The 22,098-nt window shown below is 60.2% G+C and carries 20 protein-coding genes and 1 tRNA gene; 18 read left to right on the top strand and 3 right to left on the bottom strand.

Annotated elements, in window-relative coordinates:
* The first annotated feature begins 151 nt into the window (after positions 1-151).
* Positions 152-1,270, top strand: a complete 1,119-nt coding sequence (locus FJE54_RS13700) for an IS1249 family transposase (RefSeq protein ID WP_139651764.1) — start codon at positions 152-154, stop codon at positions 1,268-1,270.
* Between the two features lie 98 nt (positions 1,271-1,368).
* Here FJE54_RS13700 and FJE54_RS13695 read toward each other — a convergent pair.
* Positions 1,369-1,445, bottom strand: a tRNA-Asp gene (locus tag FJE54_RS13695).
* A gap of 685 nt (positions 1,446-2,130) precedes the next feature.
* Here FJE54_RS13695 and FJE54_RS13690 point away from each other — a divergent pair.
* The 8 genes from FJE54_RS13690 (at position 2,131) to FJE54_RS13655 (ending at position 11,464) form a co-directional block, all read left to right on the top strand.
* Positions 2,131-2,634, top strand: coding sequence for a MarR family winged helix-turn-helix transcriptional regulator (locus tag FJE54_RS13690; protein WP_139653359.1), 504 nt, complete (start codon positions 2,131-2,133; stop codon positions 2,632-2,634).
* Between the two features lie 83 nt (positions 2,635-2,717).
* A complete protein-coding gene (locus FJE54_RS13685; RefSeq protein ID WP_139653358.1) occupies positions 2,718-4,871 on the top strand; it encodes an ABC transporter ATP-binding protein in 2,154 nt (717 codons plus the stop codon).
* Positions 4,868-6,736, top strand: a complete 1,869-nt coding sequence (locus FJE54_RS13680; protein WP_139653357.1) for an ABC transporter ATP-binding protein — start codon at positions 4,868-4,870, stop codon at positions 6,734-6,736. Before FJE54_RS13685 ends, FJE54_RS13680 begins: the two co-directional genes overlap by 4 nt.
* 65 nt (positions 6,737-6,801) lie before the next feature.
* The gene (locus FJE54_RS13675) at positions 6,802-7,536 is read left to right on the top strand and encodes an HAD family hydrolase (RefSeq protein WP_139653356.1); all 735 of its coding nucleotides are present in this window, start codon (positions 6,802-6,804) and stop codon (positions 7,534-7,536) included.
* A 215-nt stretch (positions 7,537-7,751) separates the two neighbouring features.
* A complete protein-coding gene (locus FJE54_RS13670; protein WP_139653355.1) occupies positions 7,752-9,248 on the top strand; it encodes a ribonucleotide reductase subunit alpha in 1,497 nt (498 codons plus the stop codon).
* Between the two features lie 3 nt (positions 9,249-9,251).
* A complete protein-coding gene (locus FJE54_RS13665) occupies positions 9,252-9,785 on the top strand; it encodes an RrF2 family transcriptional regulator (protein ID WP_139653354.1) in 534 nt (177 codons plus the stop codon).
* Positions 9,786-9,797: 12 nt separating this feature from the next.
* Entirely contained in the window at positions 9,798-10,658 is an 861-nt protein-coding gene (locus tag FJE54_RS13660) for an HhH-GPD family protein (RefSeq protein ID WP_139653353.1), read from the top strand.
* 221 nt (positions 10,659-10,879) lie between these two features.
* Complete coding sequence (locus tag FJE54_RS13655) at positions 10,880-11,464, top strand: manganese efflux pump MntP (RefSeq protein WP_139653352.1); 585 nt, start codon at positions 10,880-10,882, stop codon at positions 11,462-11,464.
* A gap of 114 nt (positions 11,465-11,578) precedes the next feature.
* Here FJE54_RS13655 and pheA read toward each other — a convergent pair whose 3' ends face one another.
* Positions 11,579-12,424, bottom strand: coding sequence for a prephenate dehydratase (gene pheA / locus FJE54_RS13650; protein WP_139653351.1), 846 nt, complete (start codon positions 12,422-12,424; stop codon positions 11,579-11,581).
* A 253-nt stretch (positions 12,425-12,677) separates the two neighbouring features.
* On the opposite strand from pheA, the gene rbr reads away from it, so the two are divergent.
* The 6 genes from rbr (at position 12,678) to FJE54_RS13620 (ending at position 19,238) form a co-directional block, all read left to right on the top strand.
* A complete protein-coding gene (gene rbr / locus FJE54_RS13645; protein WP_139653350.1) occupies positions 12,678-13,217 on the top strand; it encodes a rubrerythrin in 540 nt (179 codons plus the stop codon).
* Positions 13,218-13,620: 403 nt separating this feature from the next.
* Entirely contained in the window at positions 13,621-14,838 is a 1,218-nt protein-coding gene (locus tag FJE54_RS13640) for a hydrogenase small subunit (RefSeq protein ID WP_139653349.1), read from the top strand.
* Positions 14,838-16,496: a nickel-dependent hydrogenase large subunit gene (locus FJE54_RS13635; protein ID WP_139653348.1), complete on the top strand. Its 1,659-nt coding sequence runs from the start codon at positions 14,838-14,840 to the stop codon at positions 16,494-16,496. The genes FJE54_RS13640 and FJE54_RS13635 overlap by 1 nt, the downstream gene beginning before the upstream one ends.
* A 1-nt stretch (position 16,497) precedes the next feature.
* Positions 16,498-17,184 (top strand): cytochrome b/b6 domain-containing protein, encoded by a 687-nt coding sequence (locus tag FJE54_RS13630; protein ID WP_139653347.1) that lies wholly within the window; start codon positions 16,498-16,500, stop codon positions 17,182-17,184.
* A 241-nt stretch (positions 17,185-17,425) separates the two neighbouring features.
* The gene (locus tag FJE54_RS13625; protein WP_139653346.1) at positions 17,426-18,316 is read left to right on the top strand and encodes an AraC family transcriptional regulator; all 891 of its coding nucleotides are present in this window, start codon (positions 17,426-17,428) and stop codon (positions 18,314-18,316) included.
* Positions 18,300-19,238 carry a DMT family transporter gene (locus FJE54_RS13620; RefSeq protein ID WP_139653345.1) on the top strand — a complete coding sequence of 313 codons (939 nt, stop codon included), beginning with the start codon at positions 18,300-18,302 and terminating at the stop codon, positions 19,236-19,238. The genes FJE54_RS13625 and FJE54_RS13620 overlap by 17 nt, the downstream gene beginning before the upstream one ends.
* Here FJE54_RS13620 and FJE54_RS13615 read toward each other — a convergent pair.
* Positions 19,235-19,798: an NADPH-dependent FMN reductase gene (locus FJE54_RS13615; RefSeq protein WP_139653344.1), complete on the bottom strand. Its 564-nt coding sequence runs from the start codon at positions 19,796-19,798 to the stop codon at positions 19,235-19,237. The genes FJE54_RS13620 and FJE54_RS13615 overlap by 4 nt on opposite strands.
* Before the next feature lie 192 nt (positions 19,799-19,990).
* Between FJE54_RS13615 and FJE54_RS13610 the strand changes: the two genes are divergently transcribed.
* From FJE54_RS13610 to FJE54_RS13600, 3 genes are all read left to right on the top strand, one after another.
* Positions 19,991-20,425, top strand: coding sequence for a viscotoxin-A3 (locus tag FJE54_RS13610; RefSeq protein ID WP_139653343.1), 435 nt, complete (start codon positions 19,991-19,993; stop codon positions 20,423-20,425).
* Positions 20,422-21,105, top strand: coding sequence for a hydrogenase maturation protease (locus FJE54_RS13605; protein ID WP_255467442.1), 684 nt, complete (start codon positions 20,422-20,424; stop codon positions 21,103-21,105). The genes FJE54_RS13610 and FJE54_RS13605 overlap by 4 nt, the downstream gene beginning before the upstream one ends.
* A 574-nt stretch (positions 21,106-21,679) precedes the next feature.
* Positions 21,680-22,096, top strand: coding sequence for a DUF488 family protein, N3 subclade (locus FJE54_RS13600; RefSeq protein ID WP_139653342.1), 417 nt, complete (start codon positions 21,680-21,682; stop codon positions 22,094-22,096).
* Positions 22,097-22,098 lie beyond the last annotated feature (2 nt).

Below are 22,098 nucleotides of genomic sequence, written 5' to 3'. Positions count from 1 at the left end.
TGTAATCGCTGATGCAAGAGTTGTTTTTGGTCGTGGAGTTGTCTCGGCGCAACTTCGAGGTCGGACGAAACGTGTGCCCCGAATCCGCTTGACAGCGCAGGTCGGAGCACTTAAGCCCCGCACTCGGGTCGCTTTTTGGTTCAATAGGGCGATGACTTCCCAAAGATGTCCTGTGTGCGGGGGCAATATGAAGCGCCATGGCAAGACCGCTGCCGGCTCCCAGAGGTGGCAGTGCATGTCCTGCAAGGCGACTAAAACGCGCAAGATAGACAGCGGCGCAAAGAAGCTCGACGCCTTTCTCGGGTGGCTCTTGTCTGCAAAGACCCAAGCCGGGATGCCGGGGCAGGGACGCAGCTTCAGAAGAGCGGCCGAAAGGTTCTGGAAGATATGGCCGATAGCCCCTGCGTGCGACGAGATCCACCACGTCGTATACGTAGACGGGATTTGGCTTGGCAGAAATGCCGTAGTGCTCATCGCCTGCACGAAAGACCACGTTATCGGATGGCATGCGGCAAGAAGCGAGAACTCAGGCGCATGGGCGGCCCTCATGGCCCGTATCGCTCCGCCCGATGTCGTAGCGACCGACGGGGGAAGCGGATTCGAGAAGGCGCGACGTGCGGTGTGGCCGCATACCCGCGTGCAGCGATGCACCTTCCATGCCTTTTGCCAGGTGAAACGGCAAACTACGACAAGACCGAAGCTTCAGGCGGGAGTCGAGCTCTACGGCGTCGCCAAGGGTCTTTTGCACGTTGCCGACGCCGACGGAGCCGCGGCATGGACGGCGGAGTTTGCCATGTGGTGCTCGCGGTGGGAGAGCTATCTCAAGCAGAAGACCATGGTTGAGGGGAGGATGCAGTACAGGCACGAAAGGCTCAGACGCGCCCGGAGAGGACTCGAGAAGCTTGTCCGTGCAAACGTCTTGTTCACCTACATCGATGAGAGCCTGCTCGAGCAAGGCGGCGTTCCTGCTACCACGAACCTGATCGAAGGCGGGGTGAATGCACAGCTGCGCGCGATGCTTCGATGCCACCGCGGCATGAAGATCGACAGACGTATCAAGGCCGTGTCGTGGTGGTGCCTCATGCATACCGAAAACCCGCCCTCGGCAGCGGCCATCTTGCAAGAGATGCCAACCGATGGCTCCATAGCCGATCTGTATCGCTCGCTTGAAGGATCAAACGACACCGAATCTGCAATCGCCCAATGGGGAACTGCTGTCGCATGGCACGAGCTTCATTCGAGTGGGGGTTATAAGATGGACTACGACTGATAAAGCTAGGGCACACGTTTTGTCCTATAAGCCTTTAAGCCTGTTTTTCGAATGTTCGGGCATGAAAAAACCTCCCAAGAGGGAGGTTTGATTTCAGATGGCGGGATGTACGAGACTCGAACTCGCGACCTCCGACGTGACAGGCCGGCGCTCTAACCAACTGAGCTAACACCCCGTGCTTTCAGCAGCGTTGGATATTCTACTGGACAACCAAGACTTGCGCAATACCCTATTTTCGACTTTTTCGGCAGCACGAGGGGACCGAAACCAAAATCGTGCCATTTGGCATTATCTTTTCTTAGGATAAATCGAAGGACCTCAGGGTAAGGACCTTCGATCAGGCACGATGCATGCATGCCCACGATACGGCGGGAGTGAGCGCATCTTGTTGGACCAAAATCGTGCCATATGGCACGATCTGTGATTCGGGGCTTCGCTGGATTCCGCGAGACTCCTGCTGGCTCCCACGCTACACCCGCTTGTCTGCCGTTCGGCTCCTGCCAGATCCCGCTCGGCGATGTGCGGACTATGAAAGATTTCTTACGGCTTCGTATCGAGGTTGCAAAACAATTAAGGAGTGATATTGTTTAGAAGCTAAATTGTTTCGGGTTCCTGTTCCTGCTTGCAGATACAGGTTCGAAACGAAGCGACGTGCCCCTCCTCGCTACCATGCGGGTCGTTCGCGGTCGCACGGTCGGGCCCGGCATCGAGCGGCCCGTCTTGCGGCTTGGCTCGAACGCGCCCGTTCGCCGTCTGCTCGTGCGCGGCCGCCCTCTGTTCGAGGACGTCTGTCGAGCGCGGCATCGGGCTGGCAGGGTTCGCCGCAGGAGCATTTGGACGCCACGAGAGGGAACGAAGCCATGGCTGATATACCTAAAGAGACCAAGCAGGGGCTGCTCGACATCATGCGGCGGTTCCATAAGAACTCGTATGTCCCGTTCGTCACGCCCGAGGGGCTCACGTTTTCGGAATCGCGCGTCGTACTCGGTATCTACACAGCGCAGCTCGAAGGTGAGCATACCGTCCAACCGCGGTTTCTCGCCGAACGCATGCGCATGACGCCGAGTGCGCTTTCGCAGACGCTCAAGCTTCTCGAAGAGAAGGGCTACGTCGAGCGCCACCGTGTCAGCGACGATTTCCGTGCCGTGTCGCTCGAGCTTACCGACCAGGGCGAGCGCCTCGCCCGGCAGGCCGAAGCGATGCGCGAGCAGCACTTGAACGACTTGGTGGAATACGTCGGCGCTGACGACATAGACCACCTCATCGCCACGTTGCACAAGGTTCTGGATTTCCACGAGCGGCAGGCGGAGTCGGGCAGGATCGAGCGCCTTGAGCATCATCACTGCGCGCGAACAACGCGATAACAAAGGCGAAACGATACCGAGCGGACACTCCGTTCGGGGCGAAAATGACCAGAAAGCTTAACGACGATTCAAGAAGGATACCCATGCGCATAATCCGTTATCTCAAGGATTCCAAAGTCGCGGTCTTGTTGGTGGTGATGCTGCTCATCGTGCAGGCGTTCACCGACCTTTCGCTACCGCGCTACACGTCGCACATCGTCGACGTCGGCATCCAGCAGTCGGGCGTCGAAAACGTCGCGCTCGACGAGATGCGCGCCGACACGTTCGAGAAGGTGTGCATGCTCGCGCCCGCCGACGACGAGGCGACCATCCGTGCGGCCTACACCGAAACCGACGAAGGAACCTACAAGCTCAACGACACGGGCAGAAGCGAAATCGAGAAGCTCGACTCCATCTTGGCTGTGCCGCTTGTGGCAGTCCATTACGCGGGCCAGATTCCCGACTTCGATCTCGATCAGCTGAAAGCTGCCTACGATTCGGGAGCAGTTTCGAAAGACCAGCTGCTCGAGATGGTGGACGAGGCGAAGGCCAAGATGGGCGAGGCGGGCGATTCTTTGGTGAAGCAGCAGGCCATCCAAGCGGCCATCGGCGAATACGAAGAACTCGGCTACGATATGGGCGCCATGCAGATGAACTACCTTTTGCGCATCGGGGCTATCATGTTCGGACTTGCCGGACTCGGCATGGTCGCCGCCATTCTCATAGGCCTCATCGCGTCGCGGACCGCCGCGAAGATCGGCAGGGGTTTGCGCGAGAGGCTTTTCAAGAAGGTTATCTCGTTTTCTGATGCCGAGGTACAGAGCTTCTCGGCGGCATCGCTCATCACGCGGGGCACCAACGATATCCAGCAGATACAGATGGTTACCGTAATGCTTTTGCGCATGGTGCTGTACTCGCCGATCCTCGCCATCGGCGGCATCATCATGGTTTCGCAGACGAATCTCGCCATGAGCTGGATCATTGTGCTCGCCGTAGCCATCATCGGTGTGCTCGTGGTCGTGCTCATGGTCGTGGCGATGCCCAAGTTCAAGATCATGCAGAAGCTCATTGACCGGGTGAACCTCGTTTCGCGCGAGATCCTTACCGGCCTTCCCGTCATCCGCGCGTTCGATCGCGAAGACTTCGAAGAGGAGCGCTTCGATAAAGCAAGCACGAAGCTCATGAGAACGCAGCTGTTCACGAACCGTGTCATGACGTTCATGATGCCCGTGATGATGCTCGTCATGAACGGCATCTCGGTGCTCATCGTGTGGGTGGGCGGCTCCTACATCGATGCCGGCACCATCCAGACAGGCGATCTGATCGCGTTCATCACGTACTCGATGGTCATCATCATGTCGTTTTTGATGATCGGCATGATCTCGATCATGTTGCCCCGCGCCGATGTAGCCGCCCAGCGCGTGAACGAAGTGCTCGAAACCGAGCCGACCATCTGCGATCCGAGCGCACCCGCAGACGATCGGATCGGCCCGGCGGGCGGAGCGACCATCGCCTTCAACGACGTGTGCTTCAAGTACGCCGATTCGAACGAATGCGTGCTCGAGCATGTGGACTTCACGGCAAAGCCCGGCAAGACCACCGCGATCATCGGCTCGACCGGTTCGGGCAAGTCGACGGTCATCAAACTCATCGAACGCTTCTACGACGTGACGGACGGCTCGGTCACCATCGACGGCATAGATGTGCGCGACCTGTCCCAGGACAAGCTCAGAAGCATGCTCGGCTACGTGCCGCAGAAGGCGTTTCTGTTCTCGGGCACCATCGCATCGAACATCGCGTACTCCGACGAGCATATGCCCGAACACCGTATCGAGCAGGCGGCTTCGATCGCGCAGGCGACCGAGTTCATCGACGCGAAAGACGACCGCTTCGAAAGCGAAGTGTCGCAGGGCGGCACGAACGTTTCGGGCGGTCAGCGTCAGCGGCTCGCGATCGCCCGCGCGCTTGCCACCGACGCCCGCGCGTTCTTGTTCGACGACAGCTTCTCGGCGCTCGACTACAAGACCGACGCGACGCTGCGCCAAGCGCTCAAGAACGAGCTTGGGAGTGCGACGGTCATCATCGTGGCCCAGCGTATCTCCACGGTGCTCTCCGCCGATCAGATAATCGTGCTCGACGAGGGCCGCGTGGTCGGCAAGGGTACGCACGACGAGCTCATGAAAACATGCGAGCCGTATCGGGAGATCGCGCTTTCGCAGCTCTCGGCCGCGGAACTTGGGGGAGGTGATGCAGCATGAGCGCAGCAGAAACCAAACGCGGCCCCCGTCGCGGATTCGGCGGAGGCGGGCACGGTCCCGGAGCCATGATTCCCGGTGAAAAGCCGAAGGATCTTAAGGGCACGCTTCTGAAAATGCTCAAATTCATGGGCAACTTCAAGGTGGCGCTCGTCATCGTGTTCGTGTTCGCCATCGGTTCGACCATTTTCAACATCATCGGTCCCAAGGTCCTCTCAACCGCCACGACCGAGCTGTTTAACGGCATCGGTGCGAAGATCGCGGGTACGGGCGGCATCGATTTCGACGCGGTTGCCCGCATCCTCGTGTTCACGCTCGGGCTCTATGTGCTCTCGGCACTCTGCTCGTTTGTGCAGGGCTGGATGATGAGCTCGGTATCGCAGCGCACGAGCTACCTTATGCGCAAGCGCATATCGGAGAAGATCGACCGCATGCCCATGGGCTACTTCGAGCGAAACTCGGTGGGCGATACGCTTTCGCGCATCACCAACGACGTCGATACGCTCGGTCAGAGCCTGAACCAAGGCGTCACGCAGCTCATAACTTCAATCACGACCATCATCGGCGTGTTCATCATGATGCTCTCCATCAATCCGCTCATGACGCTCATCACCGTGGTTATGGTGCCTATCTCCATCGTGCTCATCGCCGTAGTCGTCAAACGCAGCCAAGGCTACTTCAAGGCGCAGCAAAGCACGCTCGGCGCCATCAACGGCCAAGTCGAGGAAACGTTCTCGGGCCACGCCATCGTGAAGGCGTTCAACCAAGAGGACGCTGCGGCCGAGCGCTTCGACAAGACGAACGCGAAGCTGTACGAATCCGCATGGAAATCGCAGTTCATATCGGGCCTCATGATGCCGATCATGACGTTTGTCGGCAACCTGGGTTACGTCGCCGTGGCCATTGCCGGCAGTTTCTTGGCCGTGCAGGGCATTATCACGGTGGGCGATATCCAGGCGTTCATCCAGTACGTGAAGAATTTCACGCAGCCGATCACGCAACTCACCCAGGTATCCAACGTGCTCCAGCAGATGGCTGCCGCAGCCGAGCGCGTATTCGAATTCCTCGAAGAGCCTGAAGAGGCACCCGATGACGTAAAGGTGAAGTCGGAAGACGTCGAGTGCACCGTCGAGTTCGACCATGTCCGGTTCGGCTACACGCCCGACAAGATCGTCATCAACGACTTCTCCGCCAAAGTGACCGAGGGCCAGACGGTGGCGCTCGTCGGACCGACCGGTGCGGGCAAGACCACGATGGTGAAGCTTCTCATGCGTTTCTACGACGTCAACGAGGGCGCCATCCGCGTGGGCGGTCACGATATCCGCGACTTCTCGCGCGATGATCTGCGCTCGATGTTCGGTATGGTCTTGCAGGATACGTGGCTGTTCAAGGGCACGATCCGCGAGAACATCCGCTACGGCGATTTGGACGCGACCGACGAAGAGGTCGAGGCGGCTGCGAAGGCGGCATACGCGCATCACTTCATCCAGACGCAGCCCGGCGGCTACGATATGGAGATCAACGAGGATGCGAGCAACATAAGCCAAGGCCAGCGCCAACTCTTGACAATCGCGCGCGCGTTTCTCGCGAACCGCCGGATGCTCATCTTGGACGAGGCCACAAGTTCGGTCGACACCCGCACCGAAGAGCGCATCCAGAAGGCGATGGACAACCTCATGAAGGGCCGCACGTCGTTTGTAATCGCGCACCGGCTCTCTACGATCAAAAACGCGGACTTGATCCTCGTGATCCAAAGCGGCGATATCGTCGAGCAGGGAACGCATGAAGAATTGCTCGCTCTTGGCGGTTTTTACTCGGAGCTGTATAATTCACAGTTCGTTGACTGTATCGACGAAGTGGAAGAGTAAACCGCACGGCGCATGCCGCTGCCTGCTTGCGACCCACGAGTCGAGCACATCTTGTGAGAGTGGGCATGGCTGAGAGACAAAACGATACCTTGACGGCTGCATCGGCTTCGGTGCAGCCGTCGAATGAGAGCGGACCCGTCGAGCTTGCGGTGTTCGATTTCGACGGAACGAGCATTTCGGGAAACTCGCCCGTCATGCTGGTTCGCTACCTCAAGCAGCGCGGCATGCTCAAGAACAGCGTCGTTTTGCGCATCGTCTTGTGGGCAGCCGCGTACAAGCTCCGCCTTCCGCAGAACGAGAGCTGGGTGCGCGGGCTCGTATTCCGCGCGTTTCTCGGCATGCCGCACGAAAAGGCCGATGCGTTCATGCGCGCATTCTACGACGAGAAGGTGGATCGGAAATTCCGTGCGCAGGCCGATGAGGCGATGGCCGCCCACAGGGCTGCGGGGCGCGAGGTCGTCGTGGTGTCGGCGACGTTCGAGCCGATCATCTTGCGTGCGATGGAGCGCCATGACTTCGACCAGCAGGTTTCAACCCGTATGAAGATCGATGAAAACGGGCATTACACCTGCGAGGTGGACGGGTTGCCGGTCGAGGGTGCGCAGAAGGTCGCCGCGATCACCGAATACGCCGATGCGCGCTACGGGCAGGGCAACTGGAAGCTCGCCTGCGCGTACGGCGATCACCACTCCGACCGAACGCTGCTCGAAGCGGCCGACCGCGCTTTCGCGGTCACGCCCGACAAGCCGCTCGCGCGTACGGCACGGCGCAAAGGGTGGGAGATTCTCGACTGGTCGTGATTGTGCGTTTCTTCCTTCGGCCGTAACCGTAGGAGCTTACCGAGGGCACCTGTGCTATGGTGTATGCGGATGATGGCGATAGCCTCCCGGTTGTGTGACGTTTTCTGCATATTACGATCTTTAGCACGTGCATACGCCGTCGGCATATTAAAATGATACCTGAACTTACACATTTGTGACGAATCAGAGATGCGAGCGAAAAGGGGTGAGAGACCATGTTTGAAAACGATGCGGATACGAACAGCTCACCAAGCCAGAACAACGATACGAACAACTCATCGGCAGAGTACCTGCGCCGCGCCGCCCAGGCGTGTTCGGCAGGCGATGCCGTTTTAGGCATGCACCTCTATCTGGCCGCCTTCGAAAAGGCGTCCCACGGTGCCTACCTGTCCGACAGCGCCGCCGTCGACGGGCTGCGCCAGGCGTGGCGCTTGGCCTGCAAGCTCAAAGAGCGTTCGCTGGCCGAGTACATCTTCGAGAAGCTCGAGCCGTACATGACTCCTGAAGAGGTTGCCCAAAGCGCCGAGCAGCTTCAGCGCCTTGCGCTCGACAAGCTCGAGGAATTCGGGCTCACGCGCGAGGACCTCGAGGATATGACCGACATGATTTCCCAGGATTTCCTCGGCTTATCGGCTGCGCCTTTCATGATGAAGGTCGAGCACCGCCAAAGCAAAACGCCCTCATCGGTGCCTTCGGGGCACGACGACGTCAAGGAACTGCAGAAAAAACCCGACGAGGGCAAAGCCGTCGAGAAGACGGGCGATCAGGTTGCAACCACCGAGTACATCGAGCGACTCACGTACCGCGATATCGTCGGATTTCGCGATGCGGTGGCCACGATGAACGGATTCGGCGTGGGTATGCAGGACGATCCTCAGTTCAAAGAACTCGTGGAGACGCTCAACGTGCGCCATGGCCTCAAGAAGATGCCCATCATCGACACCTATCTGTTCCGCGCGCCGGTGCGCGAGGATGCGAACCAGTTCATGTCCGCAACGCTCGGTGAGATCGGCCTGCCTGCCATCCGCATGCACATGGAGGAGAACCTTCAGGGCATGCCGGTGCTTTGCGTCATGGCCCAAGCCGACAACCAGCCCAAGCTCAATGCTGCGAGAAACTCGTTCGAAGGCGGCGGCGTGCTTGTGCTCGAAGACATCGACCTGTGGGGTTCGCCCATCGCCGACGCCGCTGCCGACGATATGGGCATGTTCGCGTACGCGCAGCTTTCGCGCGGTGCGCGCGAAGCTATCAACCTCATCCGATCCGCAGTTGAGAACCCCGATGTGTACGTGCTCGCCAGCGCTGGCGGCGACGGCGAGGTCGATGGGTTCTTCTATGATCTGCTCGATCCGGTCACGGTTGTCGACATCGACGACCCATCGCCTTCCGAGCGCGCCGATCTGTGGATACATATCGCGTCGGAGCACCCGTCGATGCGCTCCATCGACCGCTCCGCGCTCGTGCGATACTCGGCGGGCATGTCCCGTTTCGATATATACATGGCTGCCCGCGAAGCGGTGGAGGATGCCTACAAGGCGAGTTTGGTGGCGCGTCGCTACCAACCGGTGAAGGCGGACAACATGTACGAGAAGTTGGCTGCCTATCAGCCGCTCGACTCCGAGGAGTACCGACAGCTCGAAGATGCTGTGATCGAGGACTTCCGCGCCGAGATAGACCGGATGGACGACCTTCTGAATGGGGTGGGTGATTAACCGATGGATGTAACACGACGCTGCGATTACGCGTGCCGTATTCTCCGTGCTGCTTTCGAAAGCGGCGATACCTATGTTTCGGTTTCCGAGATTTCCGAAAAGGAGGACATTCCGTACGCGTTCGCGCGCAGCATTCAGCACGACCTCGTGAAGGGCGGCCTCATCAAGACGGTCCGCGGCGCGCGCGGCGGACTTGTGCTCAACTGCGATCCGGGCGAAGTGACGCTGCTCGATGTGCTTGAGGCGGTGCAGGGGCCGGTGAGTGTGGCTTTGTGCTCGGTCGATCCCGAGTACTGCGAGAAACAGGGCGGATGCGCGTACAATCGCGTGTGGCAAGGGGCCGACAAGCTTCTGAACGACTACTTCGCCGCCTTCACGCTCGCCGATATCCTCACGCTCGGCGACGAGCATCCGAAAGTCGTCGAAGTGCTCGGGCCTGAGGCCCAATACGACAAATGGCTGTGCGCGGGGCGCGTAAGGCCGAAGGCTGCCGACGAAGGGGATTCGGACAAGGCAGACCGCGCCGAAGCGGTTTAGGATCTTTCGCGTATGGCTCAATCAGAGGCTCGCATACAGCCGTTTGCGCTCGAACGGTTCGTCGAGCGCGTCTGGGCTGAGGGCGGATCGCGCTACCGCGAGCTTCCGTGGCGTAATATCGACGATGCGTATGCAGTGCTCGTGTCGGAGGTTATGCTGCAGCAAACCCAGGTAGTCCGCGTGCTCAAGCATTGGGAGCGCTTTCTGGCGCTGTTTCCGACGCCCGATGCGCTTGCGGCGGCCGATACGGCGATGGTGCTCGAACAATGGCAGGGGCTCGGTTACAACCGCCGTGCGCTCGCGCTCAAACGCACGGCCGAGCAATGCTCTGTTCGCTTCGGCGGCGCGCTGCCCGAAACGTACGACGAGCTTATCGAGCTGCCCGGTATCGGTGCAGCTACGGCTGCGGGCGTTATGGCGTTCGCGTACAACAAGCCGTCGGTCTACCTTGAAACCAACGTGCGAACCGTCTTTCTGCACGAATTGTTTCCCGATGCGGAATCGGTGTCCGACAAGGAGCTTCGGCCCCTTGTGGAAGCAACCTGCTCGGCCGATAACCCCCGCGCGTGGTACTACGCGCTGCTCGATTGGGGCGCGCACCTCAAGCAGGTGACGGTGAACCCCTCCCGGCGCAGCGCCCACTATACGAGGCAGAGCGCGTTTACGGGATCGCGCCGTCAGAAGCGCGCCGAGCTGCTCAGGTGCGTGCTCGCCGAACCCGGCATAGCGCCCGATGTGCTGTTCGACCGGCTCGACGGATTCGAGCGTGAAGCGGGCAGGGGAAGCGCCGATCGGGCCGAGTACGATTCGATCCTCGCCGACATGCTCGCAGAAGGTTTTTTTCGATGCGAGGAAAACGCGCTGTTTGCGTGAGCAGCGATATGTGGTAGGATACCGAAAACCCGTAGGGGAGTAGTCGGCGGTTTCGGCCGCGGCCATGTCAACATACTGCTTCGAGAAGCTGGCTGGCCTTAATTGACAAGACTTGCGGTGTGACGTATTGTCGCATCGTTTTTTCATGGCCGGTGCGATGCATCGGCTTTTTTGCGCCTGCAGAAGAGGACTGCGAGCGGCGCATGCGAGAGGAGATACCCATGGGTTTCGTGGAGTTGGCGCTTGTCGCCATCGGGCTTTCGATGGACGCGTTCGCCGTGTCGGTGTGCAAAGGGCTCGGCATGCGCTCACTCAATTGGGGGCATGCGCTCGTGATCGCGTTGTTCTTCGGGGCGTTCCAAGGCCTCATGCCCGTGCTCGGCTGGGCGCTCGGCACGCAGTTCGAAGCCTATATCGCGAGCATCGATCACTGGATCGCGTTCGGACTCCTTGCGTTTATCGGCGGCAAGATGCTCTGGGATGCGTTTCACGAGGACGACGATGAGTGCGTTGCGTGCAGTGAGGAAGAGAAGGACCGCCTCGATGTCAAAGAGCTCGTGATGCTTGCGATCGCCACGAGCATCGATGCGCTCGCCGTAGGTATCACGTTCGCGTTTCTGCGGGTCGACATCGTGTCGGCTGCGCTTACGATCGGCGTGACCACGTTTGTGCTCTCGTTCGTCGGCGTGGCGGCCGGCAATTCGTTCGGATCTCGCTTCCGCAAGCCCGCGAGCATCGCAGGTGGCATCGTGCTCGTGTTGATCGGCGTGAAGATCCTGCTCGAGCACCTGGGCATCATCGGATAGCTTCGGATGCCCGTTGCCGTCTGCGGAGGTAAGCGCGGATGGGCATATAACACGAACGGATGTTTCACGTGAAACATCCGTTCGCATAAGGGGCTTTGGCGGTCAGCGCGGGTGCTAGACGGGATAGCTTCCGAGCACCTTCACCTCGCGCAGTTTCAGGCGCAGGCAGTTGAGGGCGGTTTGCACCTGGGGATCGGCGACCGAGCGCTCGAAGCTCACGAAGAACATGTAGTCGCCGAGCGCCTGTTTGGTGGGACGCGACTGGATCATCGTGAGGTTGATGCCCGCGTAGGCGAACTCGGAGAGGATCATCGAAAGCGTGCCTGCGCGGTCGATCTGCATGAACAGGGCAAGAAACGTCTTGTGGCGATCGCCCTGAAACACCGCCTGATGTCCTTGGCGCGCGATGAGCGCGAACGAGGTTTGGTTGCCAAAATGGTCTTCGATCTGCTCGTCGGCCACAACGGCGCCGTACAGATCGGCTGCAAACGCGTTGGCGATGCCCGCGATATGCTTGTTGCCGGCGGCGAGGCGCGCGCTTTCGGCGGTTGACGAAGTGGTGATGGTGTCGCGGCCGGGAAGGTGCTCTGCGATGTAGCGGCGGCACTGGGCGAGCCCCTGGTGGTGCGATGCGATCGTGGTGACGTCCTCGAGCTTCGCTTCGGGGTGCAGAAGCAGGCTGTGGTGGATGTCGAGCACCTCTTCGCCGAGAATGTTCGCTGTGCTGTTGAACGCGAAGTTGTCGAGCGTGGCCGTGACCGAACCCTCGAGCGAGTTCTCGATGCCGACGACGCCGTATTCGCACCTGCCGCGGTCGACGCACTCGAACACCTCGTCGAACGAAGAGCATTCGACGAATTCGGGATCGTCCATACGTAAGCGCGCGGCGAAAGCGCGGGCGGCCTCGTGCGTGTACGTTCCGAGCGGTCCGAGGTAGGCGAGAGCGTGCGGTTCGGTCATGGTGCATCCTCCGGTTGGGCCGTCTTGCGCATGCGGTTGAAAACGGCGTTTCGATAATCAAACCATAGTAGCCATAGCAACGGGACCCATCGGGTACTTTGGAAGAGTTATCGGAATATTTCCACGATAGGCACCTGTGCCCCCGCGATGCTCTATAGTGCTCGTATGCCGCGTTTCCCATGCCCTGCATGCGGAGCACGGCGTCAGTCGGACCGCGAGCGGGCATGCGCCCGCAGCAGTGAGGAGAAGCATCATGGAGCTTAAGGGATCCCAAACCGAGAAGAACCTGTGGTACGCGTTTGCGGGTGAGGCGCAGGCCCATACGAAATACGCCTATTACGCGTCGCAGGCGAAGAAAGACGGCTACGTGCAGATCCAGAACATCTTCTTGGAGACGTCGAAAAACGAGGCCGAGCATGCGAAGCTCTGGTTCAAAGCGCTGCACGGCGGCGCGATCCCTACGACGCTCGAGAACCTCGCTGACGCGGCAGCGGGCGAGAACGAGGAATGGACCCAGATGTACGCCGAGTTCGCAACCGTAGCGCGTGAAGAGGGTTTCGAGGATCTGGCCGAGCTGTTCGACGGCGTTGCCGGCGTCGAGAAGGAGCACGAGGAGCGTTACCGCACGCTCATCGAGCGCATCAACAGCGGCGAGGTGTTCAAACGCGGCGAAGTGTACGCCTGGAAGTGCAACAACTGCGGCCACATCCACATCGGCACCGAGGCTCCCGAGGAGTGCCCCGTGTGCGCTCATCCGCGCGATCATTTCGAAATCCGCTGCGAGAACTACTAGGCGGAATGCGCCGATACGGGTTCGTTGCGCCCTCTGCCACATTCGATATGGCACAGCGCCGCGACACCCCGTCGTACGACGGGGTACAAAATGCGCGGTGACCACCTGCAATGAGGATGTTTCGTACCGTGCACCGACCGCCCAATCGCGCGGGTGATCGGCGATGCAGAATTCTGCATGAACATGCAAAAGCGACCCCGTGAGAGCGCGGGGTCGCTGCATATCGGCACACCTTTATGCAAGGAATGTCGTACCTATGTTACGAGCGCATGACTTTGTAACATTTTCGTGCCATTTGCGGCTGAAAAGCATCACTTGGCATGTCCGAGCACGACAAAAAAACCATCCTCGGAGAAAATATCAACAGTAGTAGTAAGACGAGAGCACCTGAGGAGGTGTGCACATGGAAACAGAGGCCACTGTATCAGAGTTTCAGGAAATGCTATCCGCTCGCGGGGTAACCCGCCGCGATTTCATGAAACTCTGCGGCGCTGTTGCGGTGGCGGCCGGTTTGACCGAGCTCGCGGCACCGCAGGTAGCCCAGGCCCTCGAAAAATCTGTGATCGGCGCAACCAAGGGCAACCTGTATCCGGTTATCTGGATCGAGGGAGCGTCCTGCACGGGTTGTACCGAATCGTTCGCCCAGGCCGATGCGCCTGATCCGGCGACCGTCGTTTTGGAAATGATCTCCCTGAACTATTGCGAGACCCTTTCCGCTGCGGCAGGTTGGTCGATGGAGGAAGCGAAAGAGCAGACGATCGAGGCGGGCAACTACATTTTGGTGTACGAGGGCGGTGTGCTCAAAGGTTGGGGTGGCCAGGCTCTTCGTGTGGCCAACGAGACGGGTACCGATATCCTCGTCCACGCGGCCGAGAAGGCCAACGCGGTCGTCGCGCTCGGCTCCTGCGCCGTCAACGGCGGCTGGATGGCCGCTCATCCGGATCCTGCCGGGGCCCTCGGCGTGCAGCAGTACCTGAAGGAAGCCGGCGTCGATACGCCGGTCATCAACGTTCCGGGCTGCCCGGCGAACCCCGAGTGGCTCGTCGCGGTGCTCGTCGACGTGGTCATGATGCAGCGGCTTCCCGCCCTCACGGACGAGAACAAGCCGTCGGTCATCTACGGCCAGACGATCCACGACAACTGCCAGCGTCGCGGTCATTTCGAGAACGGCGAATTCGTGTACGAGTTCGGCTCTCCCGAAGAGGCCATGGGCTATTGCCTGTATCCGGTCGGTTGCCGCGGCCCGCAGACCAAGTCGAACTGCGGAATCGTTCGCTGGAACCACCGCCGCAGCTGGTGTGTCGAGTCGGGCGCTCCCTGCATCGGATGCTGCGAGGCCAATCCGATGAATCCGGGTCAGAACTGGGTCGAGACCAACACCCCGTTCTACAAGCGCCATCGCGATCTGCGCGTAGGCGATTTCGTGTTCCAGCCCGGTACCGTGGCCCTCATCGTGACCGCAGTCGTCGCCGGGGCGCTTATCGTCCACGGCTTCGGCATGAAGGTCTCCGGCCGCATGGACGGCGGCGCAGACTTCGAGAAGAAGCGCGCATGGGATGCCAAACACCCCGATAAATCCATCGGCAAGTACGATGACGACGCGAAAGGAGGCCAGGAGTAATGACTCGTTCAATCATCGATCCGATCACCCGAATCGAAGGCCACCTGCGCGTTGAGATGGAAGTCACCAACGGCAAGGTATCGGAGGCTTGGGTTTCAGGCGGCTGCTTCCGCGGCATGGAGCTCGTTGTGCAGGACCGCACGCCTGAGGATGCTGCGCAGATCGTGCAGCGTATCTGCGGCGTATGCCCTGTTTCCCATGCGCACGCATCGGCTATCGCCGGTGAACATGCCTACGGGATCAAGATCTCCAACAACGCGCGCATCATCCGCAACCTCATCGAGGGCGCCCAGTTCCTCCACAGCCATATCCTGTGGTTCTACAACCTGGCTGCGCTCGACTACGTGAACCCCTTGAACGCGCTCACCGCTGATCCGGCCGATGCGTACGATCTGGCGCTTGCGGCAGGCACCTCCACCAACAGCGATTTCGTCGCTTTGAAGGAACGCCTGACCAAGTTCGCCGACAACGGCCAGCTCTCGATCTTCTCGGGCGCATGGTTCGAGGCCGACAAGGGCCAGGCCTACAAGCTCGATCCCGAGCTCGATCTCATCTGCACCGCCCACTACCTCGAAGCTCTGCAGATGCAGGCAAAGGCGTCCGAGGTCGCAGGTCTGCTCGGCGGCAAGATGCCCCATGTTATGACGCTCATCCCGGGCGGCACCATGTGGGTGCCCACCGAGGAGAAGCTCGACGATCTGTGGGCGCTCGTCAACGAGATCTACAACTGGGTCGAGGCGACCATGATCCCCGACACCCTCGCGATCGCTCCGGCTTACGCTGACGCGCTCAACTGGGGTAAGGGCGTGGGCCGCTACATCGCCTGGGGCGTGTTCGAAAACGAGAACATGGAAATGAACGACCGCTATCTGCCGGCCGGCGTTCTCGACGAGAGCCTGAACCTCTCCGACGTTGAAGAGAGCAAGATCACCGAGTACATGGGTCATTCCTGGTACAAGGGCGATGAGACCCTCACCTCTCCGTACTTCGTGACCGAACCCGAATTCACCGAGTACTACAAAGAGGGTACCGATACGGTGAGCGATCGCTACACGTGGGTCAAGTGCCCCGCGTACGACGGCAAAGCAGCCGAGGCCGGAGGCCTTTCGCGCGTGCTCGTCGCCTACAAGCGCAACGTGCCGTTCATCGTCGAGCAGGTTAACGCCTTCACGTCGGCACTCGGTATCCAGCTCGGCGCGGCGCAGTCCACGCTCGGCCGTACCGCCGTGCGCCAGATCGAGACGCTCTATATCGCCGGTCTCATGAAGGAATGGGTGCAGGAGCTCATGGAAGCCCTCAAGGGCGGCGACGCCGAGTACTTCCGCAAGCCCGAAACCATCACCGGCGAAGGCACAGGCTTCTGGGAGGCTCCGCGCGGCGCTCTCTACCACAGCGAAAAGGTGGAGAACGGCAAGATCAAGGGCTACCAGATCATCATCCCGTCCACGTGGAACCTCGCACCCCACGACGCGCAGGGCAACAACGGCCCCATGGAAGAAGCCCTCATCGGCGTTCCCGTGGAGGACATCGAGATGCCCATCAACGCGCTGCGTACCGTGCACAGCTTCGACCCGTGCACCGCGTGCGCCGTGCATGTGACCGAGCCTGCGACGGGCAAGAGCTTCAAGACCGTCACGAGCCCCTGGGGGGTGAAATAAGATGGCACATCTCGCACACTACCGCGAAGCGCATCCGATGCCGTTCGTGATCACGCACTGGATCAACCTCGTGTGCATGATTCTTCTGATCGTCACCGGCTTCTCCATCCACTTCCCGTTCTGGCCGTACTTCATGGGTATCGCCCGCGGCGTGCACGTATTCTGCGGCGCGATCCTCTTGATCAACTGCATCGTGCGCCTCATCATGGCGTTCTTCGTGAAGAGCTCGCCCACGGGCGGCACGCGCGAGCAGGTTACCGACTACAAGACCTGGCTTCCCCAGGCCGATAACCGCCACCAGCTCGGTGCGTGGATCAAGTACTACCTGTTCTTCAAGAAGGATCATCCGCTCGGCGCCAAGCTCGGCGTCCCGCAGAAGATCTCGTACCTGCTGATCCCGATCCTCATCATCTTCATGGCCTACACCGGCTTCGCCCTGTGGGCTCCCACGATGGATCTCGGCTTCTTCTCGGCGGGCACGAACCTTGTAGGCGGCCTCATGTCGATGCGCATCATCCATTACTTTATGATGTACGTCTTCATCGTCTTCATGTTCATCCACATCTACCTGGCGAACATCGAAGGCATCTCGCCCACGCTCCTCATGTTCTTCTGGAAGGAGCACGGCGGGTTGGTGTACGACCCCGAGAAGCACACCATCGTCGGAGAGGATCGCATGGAGCATTAGCTCGATGCACCGATATCCGCGCACTGCAGGAACCCGGCTTTCGAGTCGGGTTCCTTTTTTGATGGCGGTAGACGGAGTGCGCCTTCTTGCGGATGAGCACCTCGAGCGCCTCTGATGCGTAGCCGCTTGGTGAAGGTGCGTCTGCTCCAAGGTGTACCCAGCGCATGCTGGTGAGTGCAATATCGTTCAAGAGCAAAAGGGACGGGAGCGGTATACTGGTCCGCTACGGGAAAGGATATGCGTGCAACAGGATATCGAATCGGCGGCGAGAAGCGTCGCGGTGCGGACGTACGGAAGCGGAATCACCGTAGAGCTCTGCACCCTGCTCGGGGTGATAGAGCCGTTCCCGAGCCATTTTCACGATTACTATATGGTGGGCGTCGTTGCGGGCGGGAACCGCCGGCTCGCTGTTTCCGGGCGCGAGTACGACCTTCGCGCAGGCGACCTGCTCGTCATCAACCTAGGCGACCCTCATTCATGCGAGTCGATAGACGGCACAAAACTCGAATACCGCAGCTTCAGCATCGCCGCCCCGGTCATGGATGCGCTGCTCGCCGATTTCGGCGCGGAGTTCGACAGGGAGACCGGACCGCTCTTTCCCGAGCCGATCGTACGCGATGCGGGCCTGTTCGCCCTCGCGCTCGACTGTCATGTGCGGGGGTGCGCCGATCAAGGATGCGTTGACGGGGCGGTGGAGAACGTCGAGCCGTTCTACCTTTTCATCGAGCGCTTGCTGGCTGCAAGCGCCGTGCGTCGCGAAGAGCTTGAAGCTTTCGAGGCGCTTCCCGGATCCGAAGCCGTCGCCTCGGCGTGCCGCCTTATCGAGCAGGATTTCCGTTCGCGGATGACGCTCGACGATATGGCTCGGGCAGCCGGTGTCGGCCGCTACGCACTCATCCGCGCCTTCACGCGCGAGAAGGGCATCACGCCGTATCGCTACATGCTCACGTTGCGCATAATCGAAGCGCGCGGCCTCCTTGCGTCGGGGGCGGGGCCAGCAGAAGTTGCGGGTGCGCTCGGGTTCGCCGATCAGGCGCATTTCGGGCGCGTGTTCAAAGATATCACCGGCATAGCGCCGGGTGCGTACCGTGCATCGCGCATCGGAGGCGGATTCGATGGCAGTGTCCTCTGAGGTGCGGGGGCATGCGTTCGCCCTCGTCACCATACTCATCTGGGGAACGACGTTCGTGTCGACGAAGGTGCTTCTGACCGAGTTCCAGCCGGTCGAGATTCTCTTCTACCGTTTCCTCATCGGCTTCATCGCGCTGTTTGCGCTGAGGCCGCGGCACATCAAGCTCACGCTCAAGCAGGAGGTGCTGTGCGCTGGTGCGGGACTCACGGGCGTGACGCTGTACTTTCTGCTCGAGAACATCGCGCTGGTGCATACGACGGCGTCGAACGTGGGCGTGATCGTTGCGGTGGCTCCGTTCTTCACGGCGATCGTCTCGTTTTTCGCAGCCCGCGACGAGCGGCTGCGTCCAGGTTTCTTCGTGGGTTTCGCCATCGCGATGGCGGGAATCCTTCTCATGAGCTCGCAAGGCCTTGCGGGCGGTACGCTCGGGGATGTGCTCGCGGTGGGAGCTGCGGCAGTATGGGCGGTGTACTCCGTAATCACGAAGAAGATCGGCACATTCGGCTACGATAGCATCCAGATGACGAAGCGCACGTTTTTCTGGGGGCTGCTGTTCATGCTGCCCGCGCTCGGCGCAAGCGGATTCGAGTTCGGCTTCGAGCGGTTCGCCGATCCGCTCATGTCGGCCAACATGGCTTTTCTCGGACTCGGGGCATCGGCGACGTGCTTCGTCACGTGGAACCTCGCGATCAGGACGCTCGGCGCGGTTAAGACGAGCGCTTATATCTACCTCGTACCCGTCATCACCGTGGCGGCTTCTGTTGCGATTTTGCACGAGCCGCTGACCGCGCTCATTGCCTGCGGCGTTATTCTCACCTGTGCAGGACTCGTTATCTCAGAGTGGGGGAAGGGAAGTGCGAGCGCGGCGGCGCGCAAGGGAACGGGACGTGAGAGCGCGAGGCAGGGTACGGTTGGGCGCTAGAAAGCTTGCCGCTTCCCGATGAACTCGACGAAGGCCGCCGCCTGCTTTTCGAGATAAGGTGCGGAGCTTGCAAGCGAGAGCTCGCCGCGTCCCATCTGCTGTCCGATATGGGGGATGGCAAGGCGCGGTGCGTTCATGATGTCGGCCTGCAGGAACGAGAGCATCGTGACGAGATGGTCTTGCGCGTGGGTAGTGCCGCTCATGCCGGGCGTCGTGCCGGCGAGCGCGATGGGTTTGCCGGCGAGCACCTGCCCTTGGGTTTCGCTCATCGGGCGCGAGAGCCAGTCGAGAAGGTTCTTGAGCGTGCCGGGGAAAAAGTGGTTGTATTCGGGGCTGAACAGCCATACGCCGTCGGCGCTGTCTACTTTCCCGCGAACTCGTGCAACCGGCTCGGGAGCAGGGTATTCGATATCTTGGTTCATGAGCGGCACATCGGCCCAATCGAGAATCTCAAATTCGACGTCGGGGTGGTTTTCGGCTAGAACCGATCGCGCTGCCTCGGCGAGCTTTCGGTTGTAGCTTTCTTTTCGCAGCGATCCGACGATGGCGAGTATCTTCATGGGTCCTTCTTTCGCGGCTGGTACCTTATCGAAGTTCTCTTCCATGCTAGCACAACGTTCGGTTTCGGGCGCACCCGGATGCCGCCAACCGTGAAACTGAAAGACGAGCGTCACGGGAGCCGTGTGTTTGTCTATAATGGGGCCGATACCTGAGGCCCTGGCGGTGACCGGGCGTACACGATAGGCGGAACTATGGCTGAGCTGACTGACGAGCAGATTGCACGGGAAGAGAAATTCCTCGAAGGCATACCGCGGGTGAACATCGGAGCGCTGTTCTTGCCGCCGATCTGGGGCCCTGCCCACGGTATCTGGGCGACGATTCTCTGGTATCCCATCTGGCTGTTCGCCGATAACGCGTTTTACGCCGCCTTTACCGAGCGCACCGTGCTCTCGATCGTGATCGCGCTTATCATCTTCGTCACGTTGACGGCGGGAACGGTGGCGTTCGCTCTCGTCGGTCAGCCGCTTGCGGCCCATCGGGCGGCAGGTCGCGGGGTTTCGAAGGAAGATTACCTCAAGCGCGAGCGAATCTGGGCGATTGTGTGCGTCATCGTCGGTCTTGCGATGATCGCCGCGGCTACCTATTACAACCTGGTCATTCGTCCGACGCTGGCGGTCGTAGCGTGAGCGGTGCCGAGGATACGCCCAAGCGCTCGGCTGCGGGCGTGAGCGGCGATGAGTCAGCTGCGCGTCGTCCTTCAGCGTCCGACGTTGGCGGTCGTAGCGTGAGCGGTGCCGAAGCTTCGAGTTCAAAGCGCATTGCGGTCTTCTGCGTGGGAAACAAGCTCATGCTCGACGAGGGCATCGGGCCTGCGGTATACGACGAGCTCGTTGCCGCCTACGACATGCCCGACGAGGTGACGTTGTTCGATGTGGGATGCATGGGTCTCGATATGCTGCCGCACGTGCGCGATTACGATTATCTGATCACCGTCGATGCGGTCGACGGCACAGGTGCCGAGCCAGGCACCATCTTCGAGTTCGAGCCCGCCGACATGGCGCGCCATACCGGTGCCATGCAATCGCTTCACGATTTGAAGCTCGTCGACCTGTTCGATGCGGCGGCACTCATGGGTTATGAGGCCGAGGGTCGCTGCTTCGGCATGCAGGTTGAGAACATGAATCCGCTCGACCTCACGATCGGGCTCACTCCGCCGGTATACGAGGCGCTGCCCCGGCTCGTCGACACCGTGCTCGCCGACCTCACGAGGGCAGGCGCCGCTGTCCGGGTCAAGGCAACGGGCGAAACGGTCGGCCCTACATGGCGCCACGTCATGGAACCCGAGCCCACGGAAGGCTGCGCGTAGGGTCCGCTGAGCGGAAGCTTGTTGCGCAGGTCGCGCTGCGATCTCCATCGACTCGATGCACGGGTGGCGCCGTGATCTCCCATTGGGCTGGGCGTTGCGATTCGTTTCGTCGGACCGAGTGCCATGACCTCAATCGTGGATCCGTTTCGCGAGGTTTTGTCGAAAAACAGCTCCACGATGGTTGCGAAGGCCCGCTTTGCGAAGCGCGAAGGCTTTCCGCAGGGCTTCGAGCAAGAATCGCTTCACAGTATACCCTGATCGCGGTTTTCCAAGGAGAACTTTCTACCTTAAAACGGGCGCGAAAGCGCGCACGAGTTTCGCAAAGCGGGCCTTCGCAACCATTTCGAGGCTGTTTTCGTGCGAAATCGCATTATCAATAAACATATGGGCGAGTCAGGCCGATGCGGACCTGGCTAACCGATGGTTCCCCCGTAGCTGTCCTCTGCGGGTTACGGTGCCGCAACGGTTTGCCGACGAGGATGCAAGCGATCGTACGCTGTATCCGTCCGCATGCGGTGATTAGCTACCATGGAGGCAAACGAGATACGGTTGTTCAGCGGACAAGGGACGTTTCATGGAAGTAAGAACCATCAGTGCATATGAAATCACAGCAGAGGATTTCTTCAACGACCTCATCGCATGGAAGGTCGATGCGCTCATCGACACGCGGCGCAAGAACACCAACCAGCTTGCGGGATTCACGAAGAAGGCTGACCTCGAGTACTTCGTACCCACCATCGTGCATGCCGACTACGTCCACGACCTGCTGTTCGCGCCCGAGCCGATGACCCTTGAGAAGTATCTCAAAGGCGCGATAGGCTGGGACGAGTATGCAGCGAGCTACCGCGCCGATATCGAGAAGCGGGGCTCGATCGACCACTTTTTCGACGTCTACGGCGACCGTGCAAGCGTCTGTTTGCTCGGCACTGCCACACACAAGCGCCGCAGCCACGTCGAGGTGCTCAAAACGATGATCGACGAGCGTCTGTAGCG

The sequence above is a fragment of the Raoultibacter phocaeensis genome, assembly GCF_901411515.1.
Classification (GTDB): domain Bacteria; phylum Actinomycetota; class Coriobacteriia; order Coriobacteriales; family Eggerthellaceae; genus Raoultibacter; species Raoultibacter phocaeensis.
This window is presented reverse-complemented; position numbering and strand designations above follow the sequence as displayed.